Source organism: Ensifer sp. SL37 (assembly GCF_026672675.1).
Taxonomy (GTDB): Bacteria; Pseudomonadota; Alphaproteobacteria; order Rhizobiales; family Rhizobiaceae; genus Ensifer; species Ensifer adhaerens.
Genome location: NZ_JAPPRN010000007.1, coordinates 512,841 through 535,834 on the forward strand (window position 1 = coordinate 512,841; position 22,994 = coordinate 535,834).

General features: G+C 62.2%; 19 protein-coding genes. 10 read left to right on the forward strand and 9 right to left on the reverse strand.

Annotated features, from left to right (window positions below; translation table 11 throughout):
- Nucleotides 1-120: 120 nt before the first annotated feature.
- The 3 genes from OVA00_RS34720 to OVA00_RS34730 are packed head-to-tail and all read left to right on the forward strand — an operon-like array spanning nucleotide 121 to nucleotide 3,589.
- Complete coding sequence (locus OVA00_RS34720; RefSeq protein WP_268090669.1) at nucleotides 121-1,488, forward strand: uracil-xanthine permease family protein; 1,368 nt, start codon at nucleotides 121-123, stop codon at nucleotides 1,486-1,488.
- Nucleotides 1,485-2,885, forward strand: coding sequence for an amidohydrolase (locus tag OVA00_RS34725; RefSeq protein ID WP_162728687.1), 1,401 nt, complete (start codon nucleotides 1,485-1,487; stop codon nucleotides 2,883-2,885). The genes OVA00_RS34720 and OVA00_RS34725 overlap by 4 nt, the downstream gene beginning before the upstream one ends.
- Nucleotides 2,882-3,589, forward strand: coding sequence for a sulfite exporter TauE/SafE family protein (locus tag OVA00_RS34730; RefSeq protein ID WP_268090670.1), 708 nt, complete (start codon nucleotides 2,882-2,884; stop codon nucleotides 3,587-3,589). Before OVA00_RS34725 ends, OVA00_RS34730 begins: the two co-directional genes overlap by 4 nt.
- Before the next feature lie 42 nt (nucleotides 3,590-3,631).
- On the opposite strand, the gene OVA00_RS34735 is transcribed toward OVA00_RS34730, so the two are convergent.
- The 9 genes from OVA00_RS34735 to OVA00_RS34775 form a co-directional block, all read right to left on the reverse strand.
- On the reverse strand, nucleotides 3,632-4,876 hold the full coding sequence (locus OVA00_RS34735) for a DUF2325 domain-containing protein (RefSeq protein WP_268090671.1): 1,245 nt from the start codon (nucleotides 4,874-4,876) through the stop codon (nucleotides 3,632-3,634).
- A 333-nt stretch (nucleotides 4,877-5,209) separates the two neighbouring features.
- Nucleotides 5,210-6,106 (reverse strand): LysR family transcriptional regulator, encoded by an 897-nt coding sequence (locus tag OVA00_RS34740; protein WP_060582834.1) that lies wholly within the window; start codon nucleotides 6,104-6,106, stop codon nucleotides 5,210-5,212.
- Nucleotides 6,107-6,163: 57 nt separating this feature from the next.
- Nucleotides 6,164-7,696 carry an ABC transporter ATP-binding protein gene (locus tag OVA00_RS34745; RefSeq protein ID WP_268090672.1) on the reverse strand — a complete coding sequence of 511 codons (1,533 nt, stop codon included), beginning with the start codon at nucleotides 7,694-7,696 and terminating at the stop codon, nucleotides 6,164-6,166.
- Between the two features lie 5 nt (nucleotides 7,697-7,701).
- A complete protein-coding gene (locus OVA00_RS34750) occupies nucleotides 7,702-8,634 on the reverse strand; it encodes an ABC transporter permease (RefSeq protein ID WP_060521234.1) in 933 nt (310 codons plus the stop codon).
- Between the two features lie 79 nt (nucleotides 8,635-8,713).
- Nucleotides 8,714-9,808 (reverse strand): ABC transporter permease, encoded by a 1,095-nt coding sequence (locus tag OVA00_RS34755; RefSeq protein ID WP_051659225.1) that lies wholly within the window; start codon nucleotides 9,806-9,808, stop codon nucleotides 8,714-8,716.
- Nucleotides 9,809-9,875: 67 nt separating this feature from the next.
- Entirely contained in the window at nucleotides 9,876-10,865 is a 990-nt protein-coding gene (locus tag OVA00_RS34760) for a BMP family protein (protein ID WP_162250988.1), read from the reverse strand.
- A gap of 54 nt (nucleotides 10,866-10,919) precedes the next feature.
- Nucleotides 10,920-12,215: an amidohydrolase family protein gene (locus tag OVA00_RS34765; protein WP_034791735.1), complete on the reverse strand. Its 1,296-nt coding sequence runs from the start codon at nucleotides 12,213-12,215 to the stop codon at nucleotides 10,920-10,922.
- Nucleotides 12,216-12,437: 222 nt separating this feature from the next.
- On the reverse strand, nucleotides 12,438-13,226 hold the full coding sequence (locus OVA00_RS34770) for an aldolase (RefSeq protein WP_268091150.1): 789 nt from the start codon (nucleotides 13,224-13,226) through the stop codon (nucleotides 12,438-12,440).
- Nucleotides 13,227-13,412: 186 nt separating this feature from the next.
- Nucleotides 13,413-14,309, reverse strand: a complete 897-nt coding sequence (locus OVA00_RS34775; protein ID WP_034791737.1) for a LysR family transcriptional regulator — start codon at nucleotides 14,307-14,309, stop codon at nucleotides 13,413-13,415.
- Between the two features lie 164 nt (nucleotides 14,310-14,473).
- Here OVA00_RS34775 and OVA00_RS34780 point away from each other — a divergent pair, with 164 nt between their 5' ends.
- The 7 genes from OVA00_RS34780 to OVA00_RS34810 all read left to right on the forward strand — a co-directional run bounded on the left by OVA00_RS34780 (nucleotide 14,474) and on the right by OVA00_RS34810 (nucleotide 22,993).
- Complete coding sequence (locus tag OVA00_RS34780) at nucleotides 14,474-15,865, forward strand: nucleobase:cation symporter-2 family protein (RefSeq protein WP_060521231.1); 1,392 nt, start codon at nucleotides 14,474-14,476, stop codon at nucleotides 15,863-15,865.
- A gap of 61 nt (nucleotides 15,866-15,926) precedes the next feature.
- Nucleotides 15,927-16,790 carry an FAD binding domain-containing protein gene (locus tag OVA00_RS34785; RefSeq protein WP_268090673.1) on the forward strand — a complete coding sequence of 288 codons (864 nt, stop codon included), beginning with the start codon at nucleotides 15,927-15,929 and terminating at the stop codon, nucleotides 16,788-16,790.
- The gene (locus OVA00_RS34790; RefSeq protein ID WP_089045346.1) at nucleotides 16,787-17,269 is read left to right on the forward strand and encodes a (2Fe-2S)-binding protein; all 483 of its coding nucleotides are present in this window, start codon (nucleotides 16,787-16,789) and stop codon (nucleotides 17,267-17,269) included. Before OVA00_RS34785 ends, OVA00_RS34790 begins: the two co-directional genes overlap by 4 nt.
- Nucleotides 17,266-19,572, forward strand: a complete 2,307-nt coding sequence (locus OVA00_RS34795; RefSeq protein WP_442780583.1) for a xanthine dehydrogenase family protein molybdopterin-binding subunit — start codon at nucleotides 17,266-17,268, stop codon at nucleotides 19,570-19,572. The genes OVA00_RS34790 and OVA00_RS34795 overlap by 4 nt, the downstream gene beginning before the upstream one ends.
- Before the next feature lie 2 nt (nucleotides 19,573-19,574).
- Nucleotides 19,575-20,705: a CobW family GTP-binding protein gene (locus OVA00_RS34800; protein ID WP_060604847.1), complete on the forward strand. Its 1,131-nt coding sequence runs from the start codon at nucleotides 19,575-19,577 to the stop codon at nucleotides 20,703-20,705.
- Nucleotides 20,706-21,106: 401 nt separating this feature from the next.
- Entirely contained in the window at nucleotides 21,107-22,030 is a 924-nt protein-coding gene (locus OVA00_RS34805; protein WP_268090675.1) for an amidohydrolase family protein, read from the forward strand.
- 18 nt (nucleotides 22,031-22,048) lie between these two features.
- Nucleotides 22,049-22,993, forward strand: a complete 945-nt coding sequence (locus tag OVA00_RS34810) for an amidohydrolase family protein (RefSeq protein WP_034791749.1) — start codon at nucleotides 22,049-22,051, stop codon at nucleotides 22,991-22,993.
- Nucleotide 22,994 lies beyond the last annotated feature (1 nt).

Sequence of the window (22,994 nt, forward strand, 5' to 3'; positions counted from 1 at the left end):
GTCTTCTATCACGCCGATCGAACCGAAGCAAAACGATTTGCAAAGGCGCGATTGTGTGTTAGTGGATGCGCATACAAAACGATTTGCATAACGGCTTGAGGAGGCCGGGAGGAGGAAAACATGCAGAGTGAATTGAATGGAGTGGTCGAACCGGTCGATGAGGGGCTGCCGCTTCGCAGCCTGTTCCTGTTTGGCCTTCAACACGTGCTGGTGATGGCCGCGTCTCCCATCACCGCCGTCTTTCTTGTCAGCAAGGCCCTTGGGTTTTCGGACGCGGTGACAGTCTCGCTCATCAGCGCAACCTTTTTCGTCTGTGGCCTTGGCTCGATGCTCCAGAGTTTCGGGCCAAAGGGGTTTGGTGCACGCCTGCCCTTCGTGATGGTGCCGGGAGGCGCGCCAATTGCCATCTTTCTGGCGATCGCCCAGCAGACGGACATCCAGACAGCCGTCGGTGCCGTGATCATAACGGCTCTCTTTTACTTTCTGGCGCTGCCGGTCTTCCGCAGGCTGCTGCGTTACTTTCCGCCGATCGTCGTTGGAACGATGCTGTTGCTGGTCTCCGTCAATCTTGTGCGCATCTATGGCGTGACCATCACCGGAAAGCCTGGCAGCGAGGGCTTCGCGGCGCCCGGCGAGGTCGGACTGGCACTGATCACCATCATCCTTACAGTCGCTGCCGCGCGGGTCTTTTCCGGAACGCTCCAGCGGCTCGCCGTCATGCTCGGACTGGTCGGCGGTGCGCTCGTCGCGCTCGCCATCGGCCACATGGATCTGTCGGGTGTGTTCACCGGGCCGGTCATCGCCGTTCCGCAATTATTTCCCTTCGGCATGCCGAAGTTCGACCTCGTCGCAGCCATCCCGCTGATCGTGTTCTCGATCATTTCCATGGCGGAGGCGACCGGTCAGACGATCGCGACGGCTGAAATCGTCGGCCGCCGGGGAGATGCCCATGCGATCGTGCCTTCGACCATCCGCGGCGATGCACTGATGTCGCTCGTCGGTGGCCTGTTCGGCACATCGCTGATCATCACCAGCGGCGAGAACGTCGGTATCGTGCGCGCGACCGGCGTCAAGTCTCGCTATGTGACCGCGATGGCGGGCGTCATCCTCGTTCTCATCGCGCTCTTCGCCCCGATTGGCCGGATGGCCACGGCTTTGCCTGAGGCCGTCGTCGGCGGCACGGCAGTCATCGTCTTTTCGATTATTGGCGTCATCGGGATCGACCTCCTGCGTCGCGTCGATCTGCGCCAACATGGCCCCATGTTCACCCTCGCGGCCGCCCTCTCGATGGGTCTGCTGCCGATCCTGGTGCCCGGTGTCTACAGCCAGTTTCCGCAATGGACGCAGATGATCCTCGGCAACGGACTTGCCGCAGGCACGATCACCGCCGTCGTCGTCAACGCCATCTTTTCACATTGGGGCCAAGCCGGACGATCCGAAATTGCGGCGGCGCCCCTGCAATCCACCACTCAAGGAGCAAGCGAGTGAGCGCAATCCGCCAACAACTATCGACCGCCGGCGACCTCATGCTGCGCCCAGGACAAGTTCTTCTGCCGGATGGCCCGCGCACCGGAAAAGCCATCGTCGTGCGCGATGGCGTCTTTCAGCGGATCGATACCGTGGAAGCGATCGCCCGGGACTTCCCCGAGATTGTTCCGATCGACCTGCCCAACCATCTCCTGATGCCCGGTTTCGTCGATACCCATACGCACCTGACCCAGTCGCTTGGCAAGGCCCTCGTCTTTGGAGAACCGTCGGAAATCTTCCGGCGGATCTGGGTGCCGCTGGAAGGCAGTCTCAACGAGCGCATGGTCTATCTCTCGGCAAAGCTTGCCGCATTGGAAGCGCTGCGTGGGGGGTTCACGACCGCCGTCGATGCCGGCACCCGCTCAAAGGGTCATGTCGGCGCTCTGGTGCGGGCTGCAGGGGAGGTGGGGCTTCGCAGCGTCGTCGGCTTTATCTGCAACGATCTTTCGGGAAGTGCGCAGATCGCCGAACCCGGCGTCATCCTGCGCCAGGCGGAAGAGCACGTCTCCACCTACAGGCAGGACCCGCTGATCCATCCCTCGCTGGCGATTTCGATCCCGGAGGCCGCAACTGACGGAATGCTCAAAGCGGTTTCCGAATTGGCAGCCGCGTCCGGGGTGGTGTTCCAGACCCATGTCAACGAACACCTTGTTGCCGTCGAACGCTCGTTGGCAGCGAAAGGATTGCGACCGATCGAGCACCTGGCGCATCTGGGCGTTCTTGGCCCTCAGGTCCTCCTCGCGCACGCGACGCTCGTCACGCCGCATGAACTCAATCTTTTGCGCGAGACAGGAACGGCTGTCGCTTACAATCCCGTCGCCACCCTGTGGAAGGGGAATGCCGTCGCACCAGCCCTGCAAATGGCAGCGCTCGGCATGCGGTTCGGGCTCGGAACGGACGGAACCCGCGCCGACGCGTTCCGTCTGATGGACGCGGCCGAGGGCCTCCAGCGCGCGGGGTTTGGTCTTGCAACGGGGGATTCTTCCTGCGGCGGTGGCTGGCTGTGGCTCGACCGGGCAACATCCGGCGCCGCAGACGCCGCAGGCCTGTCTCATGTGACCGGCTCGATCACCGAAGGTCTTGCCGCCGACTTCCTGCTCGTCGACCTCGATCGGCCCGAGTTCACGCCCTCGCACGATCTGACGTGGGAGCTTGTCCGCTACGGCAATCGCGATCAGATCGACGCGGTCTTTACCAGCGGCCAGCTTCGGCTTTGGCAAGGCTGGCCGATTGATTGGGACGCCCGGGCACTGCTCGAAGAGGTGAGAGGCGAAACGACGACCGCCATTGCCGAAGCGCCGATCCAGCGCATTCATCCGCTCTCCGAAGCACATCGCCGCCTTGGACAATACCGATGAGTTTTGGTCTTCTTGCCGTTCTGGCTGCCGTGACATTCGTTTCGGCCTTCATTCAAGGGGCGGTCGGCATTGGCTTCGCCCTGATCGTCGCGCCGATCGTCGGTATGCTGAAGCCCGATCTTCTGCCGGTGACCCTGCTTTTGCTGATGCTGCCGCTCAATCTACATGTGGCAGCGCGAGAGCGTGCCCATGTCGACTGGTCAGGCGCGACCTGGATCACGATCGGACGCTTCGCGGGAACGTTTGCTGGCCTTTGGCTGCTGGCAGCGCTTTCGATCGAACAACTGGATCTTGCCGTCGGTGTGTTCACGGTGGTCGCAGCCGTCACCGCGCTCATAGCCCCGCCGTTCACGCCGAACAGGCCGAGTGCGCTCGGGGTCGGATTGTTTACGGGCGTCACCGAAACTGCCACGGGTATCGGCGGCCCGCCGCTTGCGCTGCTCTACCAGCATGCCAAGGCGCCGGTGCTAAGGGCAACGGTGGCCCTTTGCTTCTTCGTCGGCGAGGTCATGTCCCTCGTCGTGCTGGCCATATCCGGGCGCGTTGGGTCAGAGCAACTGCTCGTCGCCCTCTACCTGACGCCGGCGGTTCTGCTCGGAAGTGCGGTCTCAAAGCACGTGCATGGCCGCATCGGCGGCCGCGGTCTTCGGATCGCCGTTCTGGGCTTTGCCATCGTCAGCGGGTTGTTCCTTATCGTCCGGTGAACGACGCTCTCTCGTTAACCGGCCGTTGGCAGACCACCGGAGCTAGAAACGTCCATAGGCGCCGCCGGCGCCGCTGATGGCCGTGAGGAAACTGGCAAGTCCGGCAGAGCGAAGCGGCAGGTATTGTTTTTGCTGCTCGCGGCAAAGGCGTTTGACCAGGCCCACCGCCGTGTGACTGATGTGATCGACCGGAAAGAGGATCGTCGCTGCCTGCCCGACGAGGGCGGGCAAGAGCGTCGTGCTGTCTTCCATGCCTCCGTCGTGGAGGAGGAGGTCGATGTTGCGCACTCTTGCGTAGGCTCGAAGATGATCAAACAGATTGCGTCGGCCGCCGACATAGAGCACGGGGCCGCTGAGCTGTGCGGGCGGCGCGCTGCCGTCGTCTCTGAGCTGAGCTGTGATTGCCGTCTCGAGGGCTTCGTTTTCGCGTAGGACCGCATAACGCAGATCCTGCATCTGCTCCAGTTCCCGCTGAAGAGCATCGGATTTCTCCTCAGACGCGGCAAGGCGCTGGGCGAAGGCCTCGTTGCGCGTCACGTCCGCTTCGTTGCTTGCGGATAGACCCCTCGTGCTTTTTGCAATGCGCGCCAAGGGTGCGACCGACGCGGCGATTGCTTCGGCGTGGATCGCTCTCTCCTCCAATTGCCGGAGGCGCTGTTGCAGGGCGATACGCTCATCGGCGGCCGCCTTCAGACGCGTCTCCTGCCGGGCGGTTCGTTCGCGTTCCTGTTCGAGTTCCCTTTCCAGCTCTGTCAGCCGTGCGATGTCGAGCCGACTTGCGCTGCCGACAAGGTGCGACAGCATATGCACTTCTCCGAAGATTTCGCGCATTAGTGCTGGCGATGTTCCCGGATGGCTCATCAGTGCCCAATACGGGCCGGCGATGTCGCCGCGCTCGAAGGAATTGCGCCAGATGTTTCGGAGTTCGTCTTGATCGGCCTGCCGGGGAATGCGATTGATGCTGCTCTCGTGGCGCTTGTCGAGCGCCTTGTTGAGCAACTTTGCCGCCTGATCCCGTTGACCAGCAAGCCACACGCCTCGACCGTGCAGGGTATGGCCCGTCGCAGTGCGCACATCGTCTTGTCCGGTCCTGATCAGGACCTGGCGCAATTCTCCCGCCGTCAGGCAGGTGCCGATGATCGAGCAATGAAATGTCGAGGCAATGTCCCAGGTCCGCAAGCGATGGGCACTGATCTTGGGTGTGTGGCCATCCGGGGATGCAGCGAAGGACAAGGCTGCGGCAGGCAGGGGGACACCGTGGGATTTGAGACGGGGCAACGTGGGCATGGGCGTTCCGGAGCTAGGGCAGTTGCTGGCACTTCGCGACGCGGCCGTCCGCATTGCACATCCGCGAACGGGCCTTTCATCACAGGTAAACCCAATTATCGTTATATTTCAAGAAATATAACGATGAGGGAAAACGCGCGCCCGAACGGGAACCACAGAATTCCCGCGCAGTTTTCGTCATTGCGTCGTTCAGCGAACAAACGTGCATGTCTGAAACGGAGCGCTGCCAAGGGGTTTCCCACACAGCAATCGGTGTGAGTTCAAGCCTTTGCGGGTAGGAGAAAAGTGCCCGGACGGCGCTGGGCAGCGAGACGACCGGCCGTTTCCCAGGCCTCAGACCTGTTTCGCAACGCTGGCGATGAAGGCCGCTTTCAGATGCTCGGCGGCAGGCGAAAGGCTGTGGTGGCGCCGTTGAAGCAAAGAGACGTCACGCATGACGATGGGGTCAATGAGATCGACTGTCGTTACACCGACGGCCGAGGCGAGCTGTCCGGAGTTTTCCGGTAGCACCGAAACGCCCATTCCGGCGGCAATCATGCTGATCGCCGTTGTCGAAAAGCGTACCTCGTACTTTGGCCGGTAGTTCGGCGCGACGCGAATGAGGTTGTGCTCGACGATGTTGCGCAAAGGGTTGGAGGCGGCAAGCGTGATTAGCGTTTCGTCCTTGAGCTCGGCCCAGCGCACGGATTTGCGCTTGGCAAACCGGTGATCCTCGCGGCAGACGAGCATCAGTTTGTCGCGCAGCAGCGGGGTGGCGGCGATTTCGGGGTCTTCCTCCGAAAGGGTGCCGACGGCGATATCGACCTCGTGGCGCTTGAGCGCCGGGGTTATCTGCTCTTCCGGCATGTCGCGAATGTTGACGGAGATCTCCGGATATTTGTTCAGGAATCTGGCGATGATCGGCGGTACGACCGTTGCTGCAAGCACGATCGCCGCGGCGATCGTCACTTGCCCACGCTTCAGCGAAGCGTTGTCGCGCACGTCGCCAACGGCAAGCTCGAGGTCCTTCATGATCTTGCGCGCCTGGGGCAGGAATTCCTGGCCGACCAGGGTGAGGGAGACCATGCGCGTGTGCCGGTCGAACAGGCGCACGCCGATCTCCCGTTCCAGATCCCGGATGAGGATGCTGACCGCGGACTGGGTGAGATGGAGGTTGCGTGCGGCGATGTTGAACTGGCCGAGCTCGGCCACAGCAATGAAGGCCCTGAGTTGCCGCAGGGTTATGTTCATATACGCGCGGCCTCCCGTTACATCGCTCCCATCAAAGCCTGCCAGACCTCGGCTTGTCTACCCCGCAAGTGCGGCTTGCTCTTTGTTGCCGGCCATGAGCAGGCCGAGTTCGTCGAGACGGGCGCGGTCGGGCGGCAATTCGCCAAGGATTTCGCCGTGGAACATGACGACGATGCGGTCGCAGATTGCAAACAGCTCCTCCAGTTCCGTGGAGATCAGCAGAATAGCGCGGCCGCTGTCGCGCTGGCGCAGCATCTCCTCCATCACGAACTCCATCGCGCCGATATCGATGCCGCGCGCGAGCTGATTGACGAGGATGAAATCGGGATCGCGCGCCAGCTCCCGCGCGACGACGAGCTTTTGCTGGTTGCCGCCTGAAAGTGCTGCGATCGGCTGGTTCTCATCCCGGCTCTTCACGCGAAACCGCTTGATCAGGTCGCGGGTGTGCTCGCCGATGACCTTGCGGTTGAGCATGCCCCCCGTCGCGAACGGTTTTTGGTCGTAACGCTGCAGAATGGTGTTTTCGCTGAGCGACAGCGGCAAGACGATGCCGTGCTTGTGGCGGTCTTCCGGAATGTGGGAAAAACGCCTGGCATTGATTTCTGCCGGGTCGAGCCCGGTTATATCATTTCCGTTGAGAACGACGCGCCCGGAATCGACCGGCAGCAGACCGGAGAGCGCGAGCGAAAGCTCCGTCTGGCCGTTGCCGGATACGCCGGCGATGCCCACGATTTCGCCGGCGCGTACGTCGAGGCTCACGCCGCGCACGGCCGGAAGGCCGGTCTCGGCGCGGCAGTTGAGGTTTTCCACCGAGAGCACGATGCGACCTGGCGGTTTGGGGCTGCGCGGGAGCTCCATGCGCACCTCACGACCGACCATCATGCGCGCGAGCTCACGCGCATTCGTCTCCCCGACCTTGACCGTATTGACGACGCGCCCGTCCCGCATGACGCTGATGCGATTGCTGACCCGCATCACCTCGTCCAGCTTGTGCGAAATGAAGACGACGGTCTTTCCATCCTTCACCAGATCACCCATCAGCGAAAGCAGGCGGTCGGTCTCTTGCGGGGTGAGAACGGCGGTCGGTTCGTCAAGGATGAGCAGGTCGATACCGTGGAATAGCACCTTCAGGATTTCCACCCGCTGCTGCTCGCCGACCGAGAGGTCTTCGACGATTGCGTCGGGACGCACGTCGAGGGCGTAGCGCTCGGAAAGCGCGCGGATCTTTCGGTGGACCTTGTCGATATCGGATATGACGCTGAGCGCCGAACCCTGGCCGAGGATGTAGTTTTCTGCCACGGTCAGGTTCGGTACCAGCATGAAGTGCTGGTGCACCATGCCGATCCGCTGGCGGATCGCGTCGCGTGGGCTTGTAAAGCGCACCGATTGTCCCTTGTAGACGATCTCGCCTTCATCCGGCCGGACCATGCCGCAGATCATGCTCATCAGCACGCTCTTGCCGGCGCCGTTTTCGCCGAGCAGCGAATGGATCTCGCCTTCCTCGATTTCGAGCGAAACGCCGTCGCTGGCGATGATAGGGCCGAAACGTTTGCGGATATTGTCGATGCGCAGGAACGGTTTTGCCGACATGTCGATCACCTCATCTCGTAGGGCTGGCCAAGCTTGCTGGGTGCGGCACCCTTGCCGCGGAAGGCGACGAGCGTGACGATCGTCATGATGTAGGGAAGCGCCTGCAGCACTTGGTAGGGCACGACGATCGATGCCTGCGCCTGGAGCATGAGCTGCAGGGCGTAAAAGAGGCCGAAGAGCAGCGAGACGAAGAAGGCGCCGATCGGCGACCAGCGAGCAAAGACCACGACGGCAAGGGCGATGAAGCCGCGGCCGGAGGTGATGCCTTCGACGAACTGGTTGGAATGGCCAAGCGTGAGGAACGCGCCACCGAGCCCTGCAAGCCCTGTACCGACGAGGACGGCGGCATAGCGGTAGCCAACGACACTGCGACCGGCGACGTCGACGGCCTTCGGGTGCTCGCCGACGGCGCGAAGCGTCAGGCCGAAGGAGGTGCGATAAAGCACCAGGGTGGCGAGTATGGCGACCAGCACGGTGGAATAGACGATGAGGTTCTGGCGGAAGAACGCTTCTCCGAGAAAGGGCAGGTCGCTCAGCCAGGGTATGTGGACCGGCTGGGCGATCTCGATGCCCTTGCCGGTCGAAACGTAATAGGTGCGAAAGAGGAAGGCCGTCAGGCCCATGCCGAGCAGGTTGAGGGCCGCCCCCACCACGATCTGGTCCGCCTTGATGGTGATCGTGAAGACGGCGAAGACGAGCCCGAACAGCATGCCGCCGGCAACGCCGGCCAATAGCCCGAGCGGAATGTTGCCGGTGGCTGCGGCCGCAGCGAAGCCGCAGAAGGCGCCGACGAGCATCGTGCCTTCGAGCCCGATGTTGAGCACGCCTGCGCGCTCGGAAAAGACCTCGCCGATCGAGGCGAAGATCAGGGGGGTGGCAAGCCTCCAGGCGGCGCCGACGAGCGCTGCGAGAAAGGTGAGAGAAATCATGTCGTCCATGGGTTCGACCCTCCAGGAATATCGCCAAAGTTTTGTTTTCCCGCGGGCGGTCTACGGCGACGCGGGAGTTTCCATGCTTTCAAGCCACAGTCCTGAGGATGTCGCGCAGCTTTGCGAAGGCGACGACCGAGAGGATGACGATGCCCTGAATGACCAACACCAGGACCTGCGGGACCTGTGAGGTGATCTGGAGGACTTCCGAGCCGGAGCGAAGCGTCGCAAAAAGCCCGCCCGACAGGATTGCCGCCAACGGATTGTTGCCGGCCAAGAGCGCCACCGCGATGCCCTCGAAACCATAACCCGGCGAAATGTTCTGGTAGAGCCGACGTGTGACGCCCGCCACCTCGAAGGCGCCGGCAAGGCCTGCCATCGCGCCGCTGATGCACATCGCGATCATGACGTTCCTGGCGACGTTCATGCCGGCATAACGGGCGGCATGCGGGTTGAGACCGACGACGCGCAGCGCAAAGCCGCGGCTGCTTCTTCGCAGGAAGATGTACAGCGCAACCGCCAGAACCACCGCAACGAGGATGCCGATGTGAAGCCTAAGGTCGGTTACCAGGCGTGGCGTCCAGGCCTCGCGCACCAGCCTTGCCGATTGCGGATAGGCGGCACTCGCATCGCGCATCGGACCGGTGACGAGATAGCTCGTGAGGATGAGGGCGATGTAGTTGAGCATGATCGTGGTGACGATCTCGCTTGCCTGAAAGCGCACCTTCAGATAGCCGGCTATGCCAGCCCAGGCGGCGCCCGCAAGCGCCCCCGCCAACATCACAAGCGGCGCATGCACCCAGACGGATAGGCCGTCGATGCTGGTGCCGACAAGGGTTGCGGCGATCGCTCCGACATAGAGCTGGCCTTCGGCGCCGATGTTCCAGATCGAGCAGCGAAACGCGACGCACAGCCCTGCACCGATCAGGATCAGCGGCGTCGCCTTCAGGAGAATTTCTCCGACCGAGCGTATGTCCTGGAACGAGCCGAAGACCATGACGGTGACGACGTCGCTGCCGTTGAAGCCGTTGAGCCAGAGCAGCAGGGCGCCGAAGGCGAGTGCGACGAGAACTGCCGCGATGGGTGTCAGGGCGCTGATCGCAGCCTGCGAGAGTGTCCTGTAGAAAGCTTGGGCTGCTTGAGAATTCACGGTCTCACGCACTCCCTGGTTTATCTCAGCCATGGGTGTGTCCATTGGTGTGATGCGGGAAGTGGCTGCGGCTGGATATCCCGCCGCAGCATGGAGGCAGCTATTCTGCGCCGGTCTTGATCTCGCCGGCGGCGATCTTGGCGCTGATTGCCTTGACCTCGGCGCGGATATCCTCCGGCACGGAGACCGGACCGTCGTCGCGGAAGGTAAACGAGATGACCTTCGGGTCCTTCAGGCCGAAAACCACGTTCTCCGTTGGCGGGTGGCCTTCCTTGATCGCGCGAACCACTTCGACCACGCCTTGAGCATAGTCGGCGACGTAGAGCCCGAGAATGTTGTTAGGGGCAACCTCGGTAAAGTCGCTGAAGATCGAGAAGGAGCGCACGTCCGGGCCGGATTCGGCAATCGCCTGGTAGCCGCCGACGGTGGCGCCGGAAGCGTTCGGTACGACGAAGTCAGCGCCTTGCGAGATCATGCTGAGCGCCGCTTCCTTGGCGGCGGTCGTATCGGTGAAGTTGCCGATATAGGCTTCGCTGATCGGGAAGTCCGGATTGATGCTTTTTGCGCCGTTCTTGAAGCCGGCGAATGCCTGCTGGATCGGCGGGATTTCCATGCCGCCGACAAGGCCGGCCTTGCCGCCCATTTTCGCAGCGATCACACCCATGAGGTAAAAGGGCTGGCTGGTATCGGTATTGAGCCCGATGACGTTGCCTTCGTGGATCGCGCTCGACGAGATCAGGAAATAGGTGTCCGGATAATCGAGCGCGACATCGCGCGCGGCGTCCTGGAACTCAAAACCGTGGCCAAGGATGACCTTGTAGCCCTGGCTCGCATAATCTCGAAACGCCTTTTCGAAGGAGGCCGGGTTCTGCTGCAGCTCGACATAGCTGATCTTGGCGCCAAGCTGTTGCTCAACGCCCTTGAGCGCGTTGTAGCCGATCCGGTTCCATCCTTCTTCGGAAACGCTGCCGGGCACGAGAAGGCCCATCTTGAAGTCTTCGGCGTGCGCGAGGTCCTGCCAGAGTATTCCGGTCAGGGCCATTCCGAGAGTGGACGCAAGCAGCAAACGACGTGAAATTTCAGTTATCATTTCATTCCTCCCATTAGATTGAAGTCCCAATCCCCCCGGAGCAGCCGTTCCCTTTTATGCGTTCTCCTTCAGGCGGATGTTTTCAGTAGTGCTCTGCGAGACCAGGCGCCCGTTCGAAAAGACGAAAGCCCGATCTGGCCCGCCGGCAATCAGCGTGTCGGTATCGATGCAGTCGGTAATGACGAAGTCGGCGCGCGCGCCGGGTCTGAAACCGTAGTCCTTGCCAAGCCCCATCAGTCGGGCAGGGGCCGTCGTGATCATGCTGTGCGCGGCTGAGAGCTCGTCCCCGCGCAGATGGCCTGCAAGCAGTGTCCAGCGGGCGATTTCCAGCATGTCGCCCGAGCCGGTCGGAACGAACGGATCCTGGATATTGTCCGAGGCGGTGGCGATGGTGATGCCGGCGCGATGGAGTTCGGCGACACGCGTCAACCCGCGCGGCGGCAGCATCTCGTAATCGCGGCCCTGTAGATAGAGATTTGCGGCCGGCAGTGTCACCACGCCGACATTCAGTTTGTCCAGGCGCTCTGCTATCCGCTGGAACTCCCGGCGCGGCAAGGCGCTCAACACCGAGACGTGGCTGAAGACGGTGCGCCCCTGCATGCCGAAGCGCTCGACGCGTTCGAGTGCGGCGTCGATGAGATGCACGCCGGCATTGAGGTGTTCGTCGAGGTGCAGGTCGATAGGCTTGCCGGATTTCACAGCGGCCGAAAACAGGATGTCGAGGTAGCGCGGCGGGTCCTCGGAAACGGCGGGCGTTCCGCCGACGGCATCGGCGAGCGCAACGGCGCCGTCGATGTTGTTGCCGAGCCACTCGAAGTCTTGGCCTGGATGCGGCGTCATGAAGGCGACGAGCTGAAGCGTGATGCGGTGCTTTTCGGCATCGCGAATGGCGGCCAGCGTCTCGATGCCATGGAAACCGGCATCCTTGTCGACGTTGATGTGGCTGCGGATCGCGGTCGTGCCGCGCGAAAGACATCGCCCGATTGTGCGCGTCGCGCGCTTGTGAATGTCGTCGGGGCCGGCGGTGCGGGCGTATTTCGCAAAGGCTTCGCGGGCGCCTTGGAGCGTGCCGGAGGGATTTGGCGTAAACCGCAGCACCCCCGTCTTGTCGAGATGCTGGTGCGCGTCGACGAAGCCCGGCGAAACGAGCATGCCGGAAATGTCTATGCAGGCGCCGCACGAACCGGTGTCGAGAAAGGGCTCGACGACCGTGATGCGCCCGTCGGCGCCGACGATAATGTCGCTTGCCGACTGCGAGCCGTCATCGTTTATGACGGTACCGCCCGTGAGGGCAAAGGACTGACCGGGGATCAGTCTTGCGAGCAACGCAGCTGGATTTTCACGTACCATGTCGTCCCCACCTTGTTGTTATGGCGGGAAACTAAGCACGCGCTTTTAATTCAAACAAATTCATTATTTCAATTATTTGATAAATGGATCGTATTAATTGCCGATCGCCAGGCACCGATCGAGCATGGCCAACGTCACGGAAAGAGACGCCTGATCAACCGGTTGACCGGCAATCTGGAACGGGCCGATGCGATTGCTTTTGGCATCGGCCCTGGTTCGCATTCAGTGCCTGTATTGCGGTTCCTCGGCGTCGAGTTGCCGGCGGATGGCGGCAAGATGGGCCCGTGCCGACTCCGGGTCACCCTCGCGCATCTGCCGGTAAGCGGCCTCAGCGATCTGTGGGGCGACGGGCAGGACTTCCCGTCCGGTGGACATCGCAAGCACCTGCACTTCGGCCGCCCGTTCCAGATAGTAGAGATCGTCCCAGGCTTCAGCGATTGTCGGCGCCAGGACCAGCACGCCGTGGTGTTTCAGGAAGACGATATCGGCGTCGCCCGCTGCAGTAGCAATGCGAGCGCCTTCCCGATGGTCGAGGGCAAGGCCGTTGTAGTTTTCGTCGACAGCGGTGCGTCCGTAGAATTTCAGCGCTGTCTGGCCGGCCCAGATCAAGGGGGCGCCCTCGGTCATGGATAAGGCGGTCGCATAGGGCATGTGCGTGTGGAAGGCGACTTTTGCGCGCGGCAGCCGGCGGTGGATTTCGGCATGGATGTAAAAAGCGGTTGCCTCCGGCTCACCGTCACCGTCGATGACGGTGCCGTTGAAATCGCACACCAGCAGCTTTGATGCCGTCAGCTCGCGAAAGGCATAGCCGTAGGGATTGACGATGAAGAGATCGTCATGGCCGGGTACGACAGCCGAAAAATGGTTGCAGATGCCCTCTTCGAAGCCGTTGCGCGCCGCCATGCGGAAGCAGCCCGCCAGATCTTCCTTGGTGCTGCGGATGGCATCTGTGGAAAGGTTGGGCCGGTTCGACCGTGCCGCTTCGGTGCTGCTTTTCAGGGAGTGCGCCATGAGTTGCTCCTGGTTTGGCTTGAGCTGGGAGCGGCGGCCGGCCGAAAGCCCGCCGCGCGCAGCGAAGGCTGCGCCCTGCCTGCCCGCCGTTTTGCGGTCCAGCAGCGCGCCCAGATAACGCCGGAAATTGCGCGTGGTCAAACGCAAGGTCGCGTCTGAATGCAAGACGTCTTTCCATGGAAACGTCTAGTGCACGGATTTCAGCAGGAAGTCGCGAAACCGCCGGGCGGCGGGAGAGAGGGAGCGCGTGCGTTTCTGGATCAGGCTGACTTCGCGCTTGATGTGCGGCTCGGTCGGCGTGCGCACGACGAGGCCCATGGAGGTCGCAAGCCGTGTGACCGCCGATGTCATGATCGCGACGCCGAGCCCGCCTTCGACCATGCCGATAATCGTCAGCGGCAAGGCCACCTCCTGCATCGCCTTGTCGAAGGGCAGCACGATACCGTTGCGTGCCAGCTCGTTTTCGAGGCGGTCCCTGATCGGATTGCCGCGGTGCGGACCGATCAGCTTGCGGTCAACCAGGTCGGTCCAACGAATTTCACGCAGCCTGACCAGCGGGTCGTCCGGGTGAAGGACGATGAGGAATTCGTCGGTCGTCAGCCGGGTACCCATCAATTCGGTATCGTCCTCCGGCACGGTTCCGATCCCGAGGTCGACCGAGCTATTGGTCACCTGCTCCAGGACGGCGATCTCCGCCACGTCATGAAGAGCGACGGTGATATCGGGGTAGAGCCGGGTGAAGGCGTTGACGAGCTGCGGCAGCATCAAAGCTGCCTGCACGGTGCCCGCTGCAATCGAAACCTTGCCACGTCTCAGCGCATTCAACTCGCGCGAGCTCTCCACCATGCCATCGATGTCGGCGACGGCACGTGCGGCAACCGGCAAGATGTCCATGCCTGCCTGCGTAAGCCGTAGAAGACGCGTATGCCTGTCGAAGAGACGCAGTTTCAAATTCTGCTCCAGCTGCCGAACCAGCGTGCTCACCGCCGACTGCGAGGAGCCGAGCCTGTCGGCGGCGAGGGTGAACTGCCCCAGATTGGCTACGGTGACGAAGGCTCGAAGCTGTTTCAGCGTGATGTCCATGCCGGCCCATTCATTCAATTACTATATGAATAAATATGATTGTGCCGATTGTTTGCTGATTTGGCCAGCCGCATGATCCGCTTTGTACGGCGTGCGGTGACCACATCATGAGGCCGAAGTTGCCCTCCCACCGCGCCGGAAGCTGTTCGCTGGGAGGAAAGCGAATGCATAAATCCGATACGACTGATCCTGTCGAAAAAACCTACCCGATCCCAAGTTTGATGGCCCTTGGCCTACAGCATGTTCTCGTCATGTATGCCGGAGCGGTCGCCGTGCCGCTCATTGTCGGCAGCGCACTTCAATTGCCCAAGGAACAGATTGCGATGCTCGTCAGCGCGGATCTCTTCTGTTGTGGCATCGTCACCCTCATCCAGGCGCTCGGCATCTGGAACATCGGCATTCGCCTGCCGATCATGATGGGGATTTCGTTCACCGCCGTACCCTCGATTATCGCGACGGGCACCAATCCCGATCTCGGCATGCCGGGCGTCATCGGCGCGGTCATCGGCTCCGGGGTGTTCACGATCCTGGTCGCGCCGTTCTTCGGCCGCTGGGTACGGTTCTTCCCGCCTGTTGTCACCGGCACGGTGATGCTGGTCATCGGCCTTTCGCTGATGCGCGTCGGGGTAAACTGGGCGGCAGGCGGCCAGCCGATGATCAAGGGTCCGGACGGCATGATCCCGAACCCGGCCTACGGCGCGCCGTTCGCGCTCGCCGTGGCTGCCATCGTGCTCATGTCGATCCTGCTCCTCACCCGCGTTCTCAAGGGCTTCATGGCCAATCTTGCGGTCCTGATCGGGATCGGGATCGGCTTCGTGGTCGCGATCGCTGCCGGCAAGGTGGATTTCCACGGCGTTGCCGAGGCCGACTGGGTGCGCATCATTCACCCGCTCGCCTTCGGATGGCCGATCTTCGAGTTCTGGTCGATCCTGTCGCTCTGTGCGGTCATGACGGTCATGATGATCGAATCGACCGGCCAGTTCCTGGCTGTCGGCGACATGGCCGGACGCAAGATCACCGAGGCAGAACTGACCCGGGGTTTGAGAACCGACGGTGTCGGTAACATCATCGGCGGCCTGCTCAACACCTTCACCTATACGACCTATGCGCAGAACGTCGGACTGCTGCAGATCACCGGCGTGCTCAGCCGCTTCGTGGTGGCAGCGGGCGGCGCCATCCTGATCCTGCTCGGCTCGCTGCCGAAGGTTGCCTTCGTCAGCGCATCGATCCCAAGCTATGTCGTCGGCGGTGCGGCAATCGTGATGTTCGGCATGGTGTCGGCGACGGGGGTGAAGATCCTGTCGAAGGTGGATTTCGTGGCCAATCGCCGCAATCTCTACATCGTCGCCGTCAGCGTCGGCCTCGCCATGGTGCCGGTCGTTGCCGAAAACATCTTCGATCAGCTGCCGGCGGCGATCGAGAAGTTCCTGCACAGCGGCGTGCTCGTCGGCACCTTTGCGGCGGCACTGCTCAACATTCTCTTCAACGGCGTTCCGGCGAAAGAGCCGGAGGAGGCCGAACTCGCGGACGGAGCGCCGGCTGCCGACCCTGCCTAGAGAACAACACCATTAGTCCGGCGGCCGCGCGCCGCCGGAGCCCCAACCCCAAGAGGATTCCATGAGACGCTTCGACTATCATCGGGCGGAAACGCTGGAGCATGCCTCCCGTCTTCTCACCGAGCTCGGCGACGACACATTCCTGTTCAACGGAGGCACGGACCTTTTGGTCGAGATCCGCGAACGGCTGCGCCGCGTGCGCAACGTCGTCGACATCAAGCAGATCCCTGGTTTGTCCGACATCACCTATGACGAGACGCGCGGACTGACCTTCGGTGCGCTGGTGACCGTCGGACGGCTGGAGAACCTGTCGCTGGTGCGCAAGCGATATCCGAACCTGCGTTCAGCACTCGCCTCGCTCGGCTCCATCCAGGTGCGCAACCGCGCGACCGTCGTCGGCAATATCTGTCGCGCCTCGCCGTCGGCCGATACCATTCCGCCCTTGGTGGCGGACGGCGCCTTCGTGCACATCTACAGCCGCACCAACATGCGTGTGGTGCCGATCTGCGAGTTCTTCACCGGCCCCGGCAGGACCGTTCTCGCCAAGGGCGAAATCGTTACCGGCATCACCGTGCCGCCGGCGGGTGACAATACCGGCAAGGCCTATCTCAAGCACGGCCGTCGAAAGGCGATGGAGCTGTCCACCGTCGGCGTCGCCGTCAGCCTGGCGATGGACGATGGCGTCTGCAGCGACATCCGCATCGCGCTCGGTGCGGTCGGCGCCACTGTGCTGCGCGCGCCGCAAGCCGAAGCCATGCTGCGTGGCACGAGGCTCGATGCTGAGACGGTCAGGAGTGCTGCCGACACGGCGATGGAGGAATGCACGCCGATCAGCAACGTGCGCGCCAGCGCAGACTACCGTCGCGACATGGTCGGCGTCCTGACCGGTCGCGCCATCAAACAGGCATTGGAGACTTTCGCATGAAACGGATGGTCGAATTCACCGTGAATGGCGAGGCGCGCGAGATGGCCGTTGATGGCTGCTGCTCCCTGCTCGATGCGCTGCGAGACGAGGTCGGCCTCACCGGCACCAAGAAGGGCTGCGATGTCGGCGACTGCGGCGCCTGCACCGTGCTCGTCGATGGCGAGCCGGTCAACGCCTGCCTGATGCTTGCCGTGGAAGCCGAATGCCGTGCGGTCGAGACGGTCGAAGGGCTCCAGCCGGGTGTCGATCGACTGCATCCGCTGCAGGATGCCTTCATGCGGCACGGCGCCTCGCAATGCGGCTTCTGCACGCCCGGCATCCTGATGATGGCGAAGAAGCTCATCGACGACAATCCGCACCCGACTGACGAAGACATCCGCTTCGGGCTCTCCGGCAACATCTGCCGCTGCACGGGATACACCAAGATATTCGACGCGATCAAATCGGCCGCGCGCGAGATGGAGGCTGCAAGACCATGAACATGACCACCCCCATTGAACAGCGCGAGTTCAAGATCGTCGGCAAGAGCGTCAAGCGCGACGACGTGCTCGAAAAGGTCACGGGCGAGGCGCAGTATACCGGCGATATCAAGCTGCCCGGAATGCTGCACGGCAAGATCAAGCGCGCGGCGATCGCCCATGCGCGCATCAAGTCGATCGACGTCAGCAAGGCGCTCGCCTATCCGGGCGTCAAGGCTGTGCTGACCCACGAGACCGTGCCACGCGTGCTGCACTATGGGTCGCCGCATCCACGCTCGGCCTCCTGCACCAAGGACCAGTACATTCTCGACGACAAGGTGCGGTTCTGGGGCGAGGGCGTCGCCGCCGTCGCCGCCATCAGCGAAGAGATCGCCGACGAGGCGCTCGACCTGATCGAGGTGGAATACGAACCTTTGCCGGCCGTCTTCGAGCCGGAGGACGCCGCGCAGCCAGGCGCACCACTGGTCCACGACGTTGGGCCGGGCGGCAATCTTGTGCTCGACCCGGTGCGCGTCAACCGCGGTGACATCGATAAGGGTTTTGCCGAGGCGGACTTCGTTCTCGAGGGCACATTTGCCGGCGGGCGGCCACACCCGGCCTACATGGAGCCGAACGTCTGCATCGCCGACTGGGACGGTTCCAACAAACTGACCTTCTGGACCTCGACCCAGACCTCTTTCATGGTGCGCGGCATCCTTGCAGAAGTGCTCGGCCTGCCGCTCACCAAGGTGCGCGTGCTCGTCGACCATATGGGCGGCGGCTTTGGGGCCAAGCAGGACCTGTTCCAGCACGAGTTTCTCTGTGCGCTTTTGGCGAAGGAAACCCGCCGGCCGGTGAAAATGGAGTTCACCCGCCATGAGACATTCGTGGCCGGTCGTTCCCGTCACCCTTGCCGGATCTGGCTGAAGCAGGGCTTCAAGAACGACGGCACGCTCGTCGCCCGCGACATGAAGCTGGTCTACGATTCCGGCGCCTACGGGTCCCATGGCCCGGGCGTGACCATCGTTGGAACCACCGCCGCTACCTCGCTCTATCGCTGCGAGAACGTGCGGCTGGAGGGGCGGTGCGTCTACACCAACACCCCGATCAACGGCGCCTTCCGCGGCTACGGCGTGGTGCAGAGCTACTATGCGCTCGACATCCAGATGGACGAAGCGGCCGAACGGCTCGGCATGGATCCGGCCGAACTCAAGCTGAAGAACGTGGTGCGTGCGGGCGACATCGCGCCATCCGGCCATCCGATCCTCGGTCACGGGCTTGAAATCTGCCTCAAGCACGGCATCGACGTGCTCGACTGGAAGGCGCTTTGGAACCGCGACCGGGCTCCAGATCCGAAGCACCCGCACATCCGTAAAGGGTGGGGCATCGGCTGCGAAATGCACGGCTCGTCCGCCTATCCCGGCATCAAGGAACAGGGCAATGCCACGGTGAAGGTCAACGAGGACGGCACGGTGACGCTGCTGACTGGCGCTGCTGGACTTGGCACCGGAGCCCATACGGCGCTGGCGCAGATCGTTGCCGAAGAGCTCGGGGTCCGCTTCGAGGACGTCGGCGTCATCCATGGCGACACGGACGTGGTTCCATGGGACATTGGGGCCTTTGCCAGCCACACGACCTACCTGGTCGGCACGGCCGCCAAGATGGCGGCCGGCAAGGTCCGCGCCGCCGTGCTCGCCAGGGCAGCGATGAAACTGCAGGTCTCGCCCGACGAGATCGACCTTTCCGAAGGCAAGGTCTTCCTCATTGCCGAGCCAGATCGCTCTATGACGGTGTCGGAGGCCATGGGGCCCTCACGTGGCATTCCTGCCGCCAATATCGTTGCCAACGGCACTTACGAGCCGACGAAATCCTACTCCTTCGCCGCACATTTCACCGAGGTGGACGTCGACACGGAAACGGGCATCGTCGAGGTTAAGCGCGTCGTGCCGGTGCACGACGTTGGACGCGTCATTCACCCGATCGCGGCGCAAGGCCAGATCGAGGGCGGCATCCAGCAGGGCATCGGCCACACGCTGACCGAGGACTACGTCATCGACAAGAAGACCGGGCGCTCACTCAATGCGGGCCTGGTCGACTACAAGATGCCGCTGTCGATGGACATGCCCGACATCGAGACGATCATCCTCGAGGCGGCGCCCGACCCGGGTGGTCCCTGGGGCGCCAAGGGTGTGGGCGAAGATCCGATCATCGCCATCGGCCCTTCCATCGCCAATGCCATCCACGACGCCATCGGCGTTCGCTTCCACCACTATCCGATCACACCGGAAGACATCCTGAAAGCCTTGAGGGAGAAGGGCGCATGAACATGCATATCGAACCTGCGAGCCAGCAGAAACTCCCGATCACGATCCTCACCGGTTTCCTCGGATCAGGAAAGACGACACTGCTCAACTACATTCTCACCGAGCGTCACGGTCACCGTATAGCGGTGATCGAGAACGAATACGGCGAAGTGGATGTCGACAGCGACCTGGTGCTGGCCTCGGACGAGGAAATCTTCCAGATGCAGAACGGCTGCATCTGCTGCTTCGTCGACGTGCGCAACGACCTGATCGACGTGATGAAGAAGCTCTTGAGCCACAAGGACAAGTTCGACCACATCATCGTCGAGACCTCGGGTCTTGCCGACCCGACGCCGGTCGCCACCGCCTTCTTCGTCGACCGTAGCGTGGCCGACGAGGTGGAACTCGACGCCGTCGTCACGCTGGTGGACGCAATGCACATCGACCAGCATCTCTACGATCCGGTGCTCGACGGCAGCGACAACCAGGCGGTCAACCAGATCGTCGCGGCCGACCGCATCCTCGTCAACAAGATAGACCTTGCCGGGGAGGATGCCCTCGGTTCGCTGGAAACATCTCTGCGCAGGCTAAACCAGACAGCACCCATCCTGAGGTCGAGCTACGGCAAGGTGGATCTTTCCAACATCCTCGGTGTCAAGGGCTTCCGGCCGTCCTATGTGCGAGAGCGGGCGGAAATTCTCGACATCGACATGGATGACGATCGCGACGCCGAGCACCATCATCACCATGATTGCAAGGAGCCGTGTTGCGACCATGCGCATCACGACCATGGGCACCACCATCATCATGACCATGGACGCGCGCACGCGACCCCCCTTCGGCCGCACCAGCATGACGCGACGGTGAAATCCCACTCCTTCGTCTATCCCGAAGCCTTCGACGGCGAGAAGCTTGCAGGTTTCCTCAAGGGCTACCTCGGCGAGCACGGCGACGACATATTCCGCACAAAGGGCATCGTTTCCGTTGCCGGCGACGACCGCTTCTTCGTGCTTCAGGCCGTGCACAAGCTCGTCGATTTCCGCCCGGACCACGCCTGGGGCGAAGACAAACGGAAGTCGAAGTTCGTGTTCATCGGCCGCAATCTCGACCGCGAAAGTATCGACAGAAACTTGCGTGCATGCCTGGTGCCTTAGCAGCGAATCTCCACGCCGGACGGCGCTTGCGTAAGCCATTCTGTCTGAGCCGCCCGCGCCCCTCCAGCGCGGGCGGTTGCTGCTGCTTTCAACGACAAAAATAACTTCAAAAACAATTGGTTAGCTCATTTTTTGAGTTGACAAGAATCGCGCGAAGTGGTTCCTTTGAAGGCGAGTAGAAGCACCGACAATTGCTCACCGTCTGTTGGAAGATGAGGCTGCGATGTCGATGCTGATCACCATAGGAACACCCGGTTGCCCCGCCCTGGGAGCTTATGCGCCGGCCTGTTCCCTCCGTCTTCGGCATTTCCTGAGATCGCGGATCCAGGCCTGGCTTTGGCCGGCATGGCGTTCATCGCGCGGCCCCGCATCGACCGGACCCTCTACGACAGGAGAAACCTATGATTATTGACCTGAGCTGCTATCCCACCGATCTGGTGGACCTGGCTTGGCGACACGACGGACCGCCGTTCACCGGCGACAAGCTGCTGAAGATGATGGATGGCCCCTACTATGTGAACGGCAAGCCGCGCCGGATCGACAAGGCCTTCATTCAGCCGCCGCAAGGCAACACCATCTACACCCACGAGGTGATGGATCTCGAGGGCAAGGCCGCCATCCGCCAGTACATGGCCTACACGGAAAAGATGGTGACCGAGCACCCCGACCGCTTCCTCGGCTGCTTCGTCTACAACCCGCGCTACGGCGCCCAGAACGGCGCCGAAGAGATCGAACGCTACGCCAAGGAGTTCGATTTCAAGATGGTGCAGCTGCAGGCGAACATGCACGCCTACCGCCCGGACCGCGCGCTCGACTGGCTGCGACCGGCACTGAAGAAGTGCGCGGATCTCGGCCTGATGGTGAAGGTGCATACCGGTGACGGACCGTACTCGATCCCGACGGAGTTCTACCCGATCATCCGCGAGTTTCCGGAGGTCAACTTCATCCTGGCGCATTTCGGCGTTCAGACCGGCGGCGTCTACGTGTTTGAGCCGATGCAGATGGCACTCGACACACCGAGTGTCTACGTGGAATCCGGCTGGTGCCTGCAGTCGCGCATCGTCGAATTCGCCAAGGTTCTGCCCAAGCACAAGATCCTCTTCGGCTCGGATACGCCGCCGAACGAACCGGGCATGTGGATCAACCTCCTGGAGGTTCTCTGCCACGAGCCGCCGCAGGGCCTGAACCTCGATGAGAATACGCTCGAAGATTACCTCGGCAACAACGTCGCCCGGATGATCGGGCTGGAAGCGACGAAGCCACCGGCCACCGTCGAGGAAGCCGAGGCGTATCTGCGCCAGCACGGCGTCGCCCTTGCCGCGTAAATTTGAACGGAGTGAACAATGATCATTGATACCCATCTTCACCCGACCAACCTCGTCGACGAGGCATGGCGTCACACGGGCGAGCCCTTCACCGGCGAGCGCATGCTCAAGCTGATGGACGGTCCCTACATGATCAACGGCAAGCCGCGCCGGATCGACATGGGCTTCATCCAGCCGCCGCCGGGCAACACCGGCTACCGCGACGGCAACCGCAAGGGTCGCGACGGCATTCGCGACTACATGGCCTATTGCGCCGAGCTTTGCCAGAAGTACCCGGACCGCTTTATCGGCAACTTCAACTACAACCCGCGCTGGGGACCTGAAAACGGCGCTGCGGAGCTGGAATTCCACGTCAAGGAATACGGTTTCAAGATGTTGAAGCTGCACGCCAACATGCACGGTTATCGCCCCGACCGCGCGCTTGATTGGCTGCGTCCGGCGATGAAGAAGTGTGCCGAACTCGGCGTCGTCGTGCTCATCCACACGGGCGACGGCCCGTACACCATCCCGACGATGTTTTATCCGATCATTCGCGAGTTCCCGATGGTGAACTTCATCATCGGTCACTTCGGCATCCAGACCGGCGGCAACTATTCGTTCGAGTCCTTCTGGATGGCGATGGATACCCCGAACGTCTATTGCGAGTCCGGCTGGTGCTTCCAGTCGCGCATCGTGGAGTTCGCCCAGCAGTTGCCGAAGAACAAGATCGTCTTCGGCACGGACAGCCCGCCGAACGATCCGGGCATGTGGCTGCGCGAACTGGAAGTGCTCTGCAAGGATCCGCCGCACGGCATCAACCTCTCCGAGGACGATCTCGAAGGCTATCTCGGCAACAACATCGCCAAGCTCGTCGGCATCGATCCGTCGCCGCCGCCGCGCGACCTGAGGGACGCTCAGGCGCGTCTGAAGGATAGCTATGCCGGTGTCGACCGGGCCACGGGCAAGCACAAGGAATTTGCCTGAG

Excerpts from the sequence above, each read along its gene's own strand:
- OVA00_RS34720 (WP_268090669.1), top strand. The coding sequence starts at position 121 with ATGCAGAGTGAATTGAATGGAGTGGTCGAACCGGTCGATGAGGGGCTG.
- OVA00_RS34730 (WP_268090670.1), top strand. The coding sequence starts at position 2,882 with ATGAGTTTTGGTCTTCTTGCCGTTCTGGCTGCCGTGACATTCGTTTCG.
- OVA00_RS34735 (WP_268090671.1), bottom strand. The coding sequence starts at position 4,876 with ATGCCCACGTTGCCCCGTCTCAAATCCCACGGTGTCCCCCTGCCTGCC.
- OVA00_RS34740 (WP_060582834.1), bottom strand. The coding sequence starts at position 6,106 with ATGAACATAACCCTGCGGCAACTCAGGGCCTTCATTGCTGTGGCCGAG.
- OVA00_RS34745 (WP_268090672.1), bottom strand. The coding sequence starts at position 7,696 with ATGTCGGCAAAACCGTTCCTGCGCATCGACAATATCCGCAAACGTTTC.
- OVA00_RS34750 (WP_060521234.1), bottom strand. The coding sequence starts at position 8,634 with ATGGACGACATGATTTCTCTCACCTTTCTCGCAGCGCTCGTCGGCGCC.
- OVA00_RS34755 (WP_051659225.1), bottom strand. The coding sequence starts at position 9,808 with ATGGCTGAGATAAACCAGGGAGTGCGTGAGACCGTGAATTCTCAAGCA.
- OVA00_RS34760 (WP_162250988.1), bottom strand. The coding sequence starts at position 10,865 with ATGATAACTGAAATTTCACGTCGTTTGCTGCTTGCGTCCACTCTCGGA.
- OVA00_RS34765 (WP_034791735.1), bottom strand. The coding sequence starts at position 12,215 with ATGGTACGTGAAAATCCAGCTGCGTTGCTCGCAAGACTGATCCCCGGT.
- OVA00_RS34770 (WP_268091150.1), bottom strand. The coding sequence starts at position 13,226 with ATGGCGCACTCCCTGAAAAGCAGCACCGAAGCGGCACGGTCGAACCGG.
- OVA00_RS34775 (WP_034791737.1), bottom strand. The coding sequence starts at position 14,309 with ATGGACATCACGCTGAAACAGCTTCGAGCCTTCGTCACCGTAGCCAAT.
- OVA00_RS34780 (WP_060521231.1), top strand. The coding sequence starts at position 14,474 with ATGCATAAATCCGATACGACTGATCCTGTCGAAAAAACCTACCCGATC.
- OVA00_RS34785 (WP_268090673.1), top strand. The coding sequence starts at position 15,927 with ATGAGACGCTTCGACTATCATCGGGCGGAAACGCTGGAGCATGCCTCC.
- OVA00_RS34790 (WP_089045346.1), top strand. The coding sequence starts at position 16,787 with ATGAAACGGATGGTCGAATTCACCGTGAATGGCGAGGCGCGCGAGATG.
- OVA00_RS34795 (WP_442780583.1), top strand. The coding sequence starts at position 17,266 with ATGAACATGACCACCCCCATTGAACAGCGCGAGTTCAAGATCGTCGGC.
- OVA00_RS34800 (WP_060604847.1), top strand. The coding sequence starts at position 19,575 with ATGCATATCGAACCTGCGAGCCAGCAGAAACTCCCGATCACGATCCTC.
- OVA00_RS34805 (WP_268090675.1), top strand. The coding sequence starts at position 21,107 with ATGATTATTGACCTGAGCTGCTATCCCACCGATCTGGTGGACCTGGCT.
- OVA00_RS34810 (WP_034791749.1), top strand. The coding sequence starts at position 22,049 with ATGATCATTGATACCCATCTTCACCCGACCAACCTCGTCGACGAGGCA.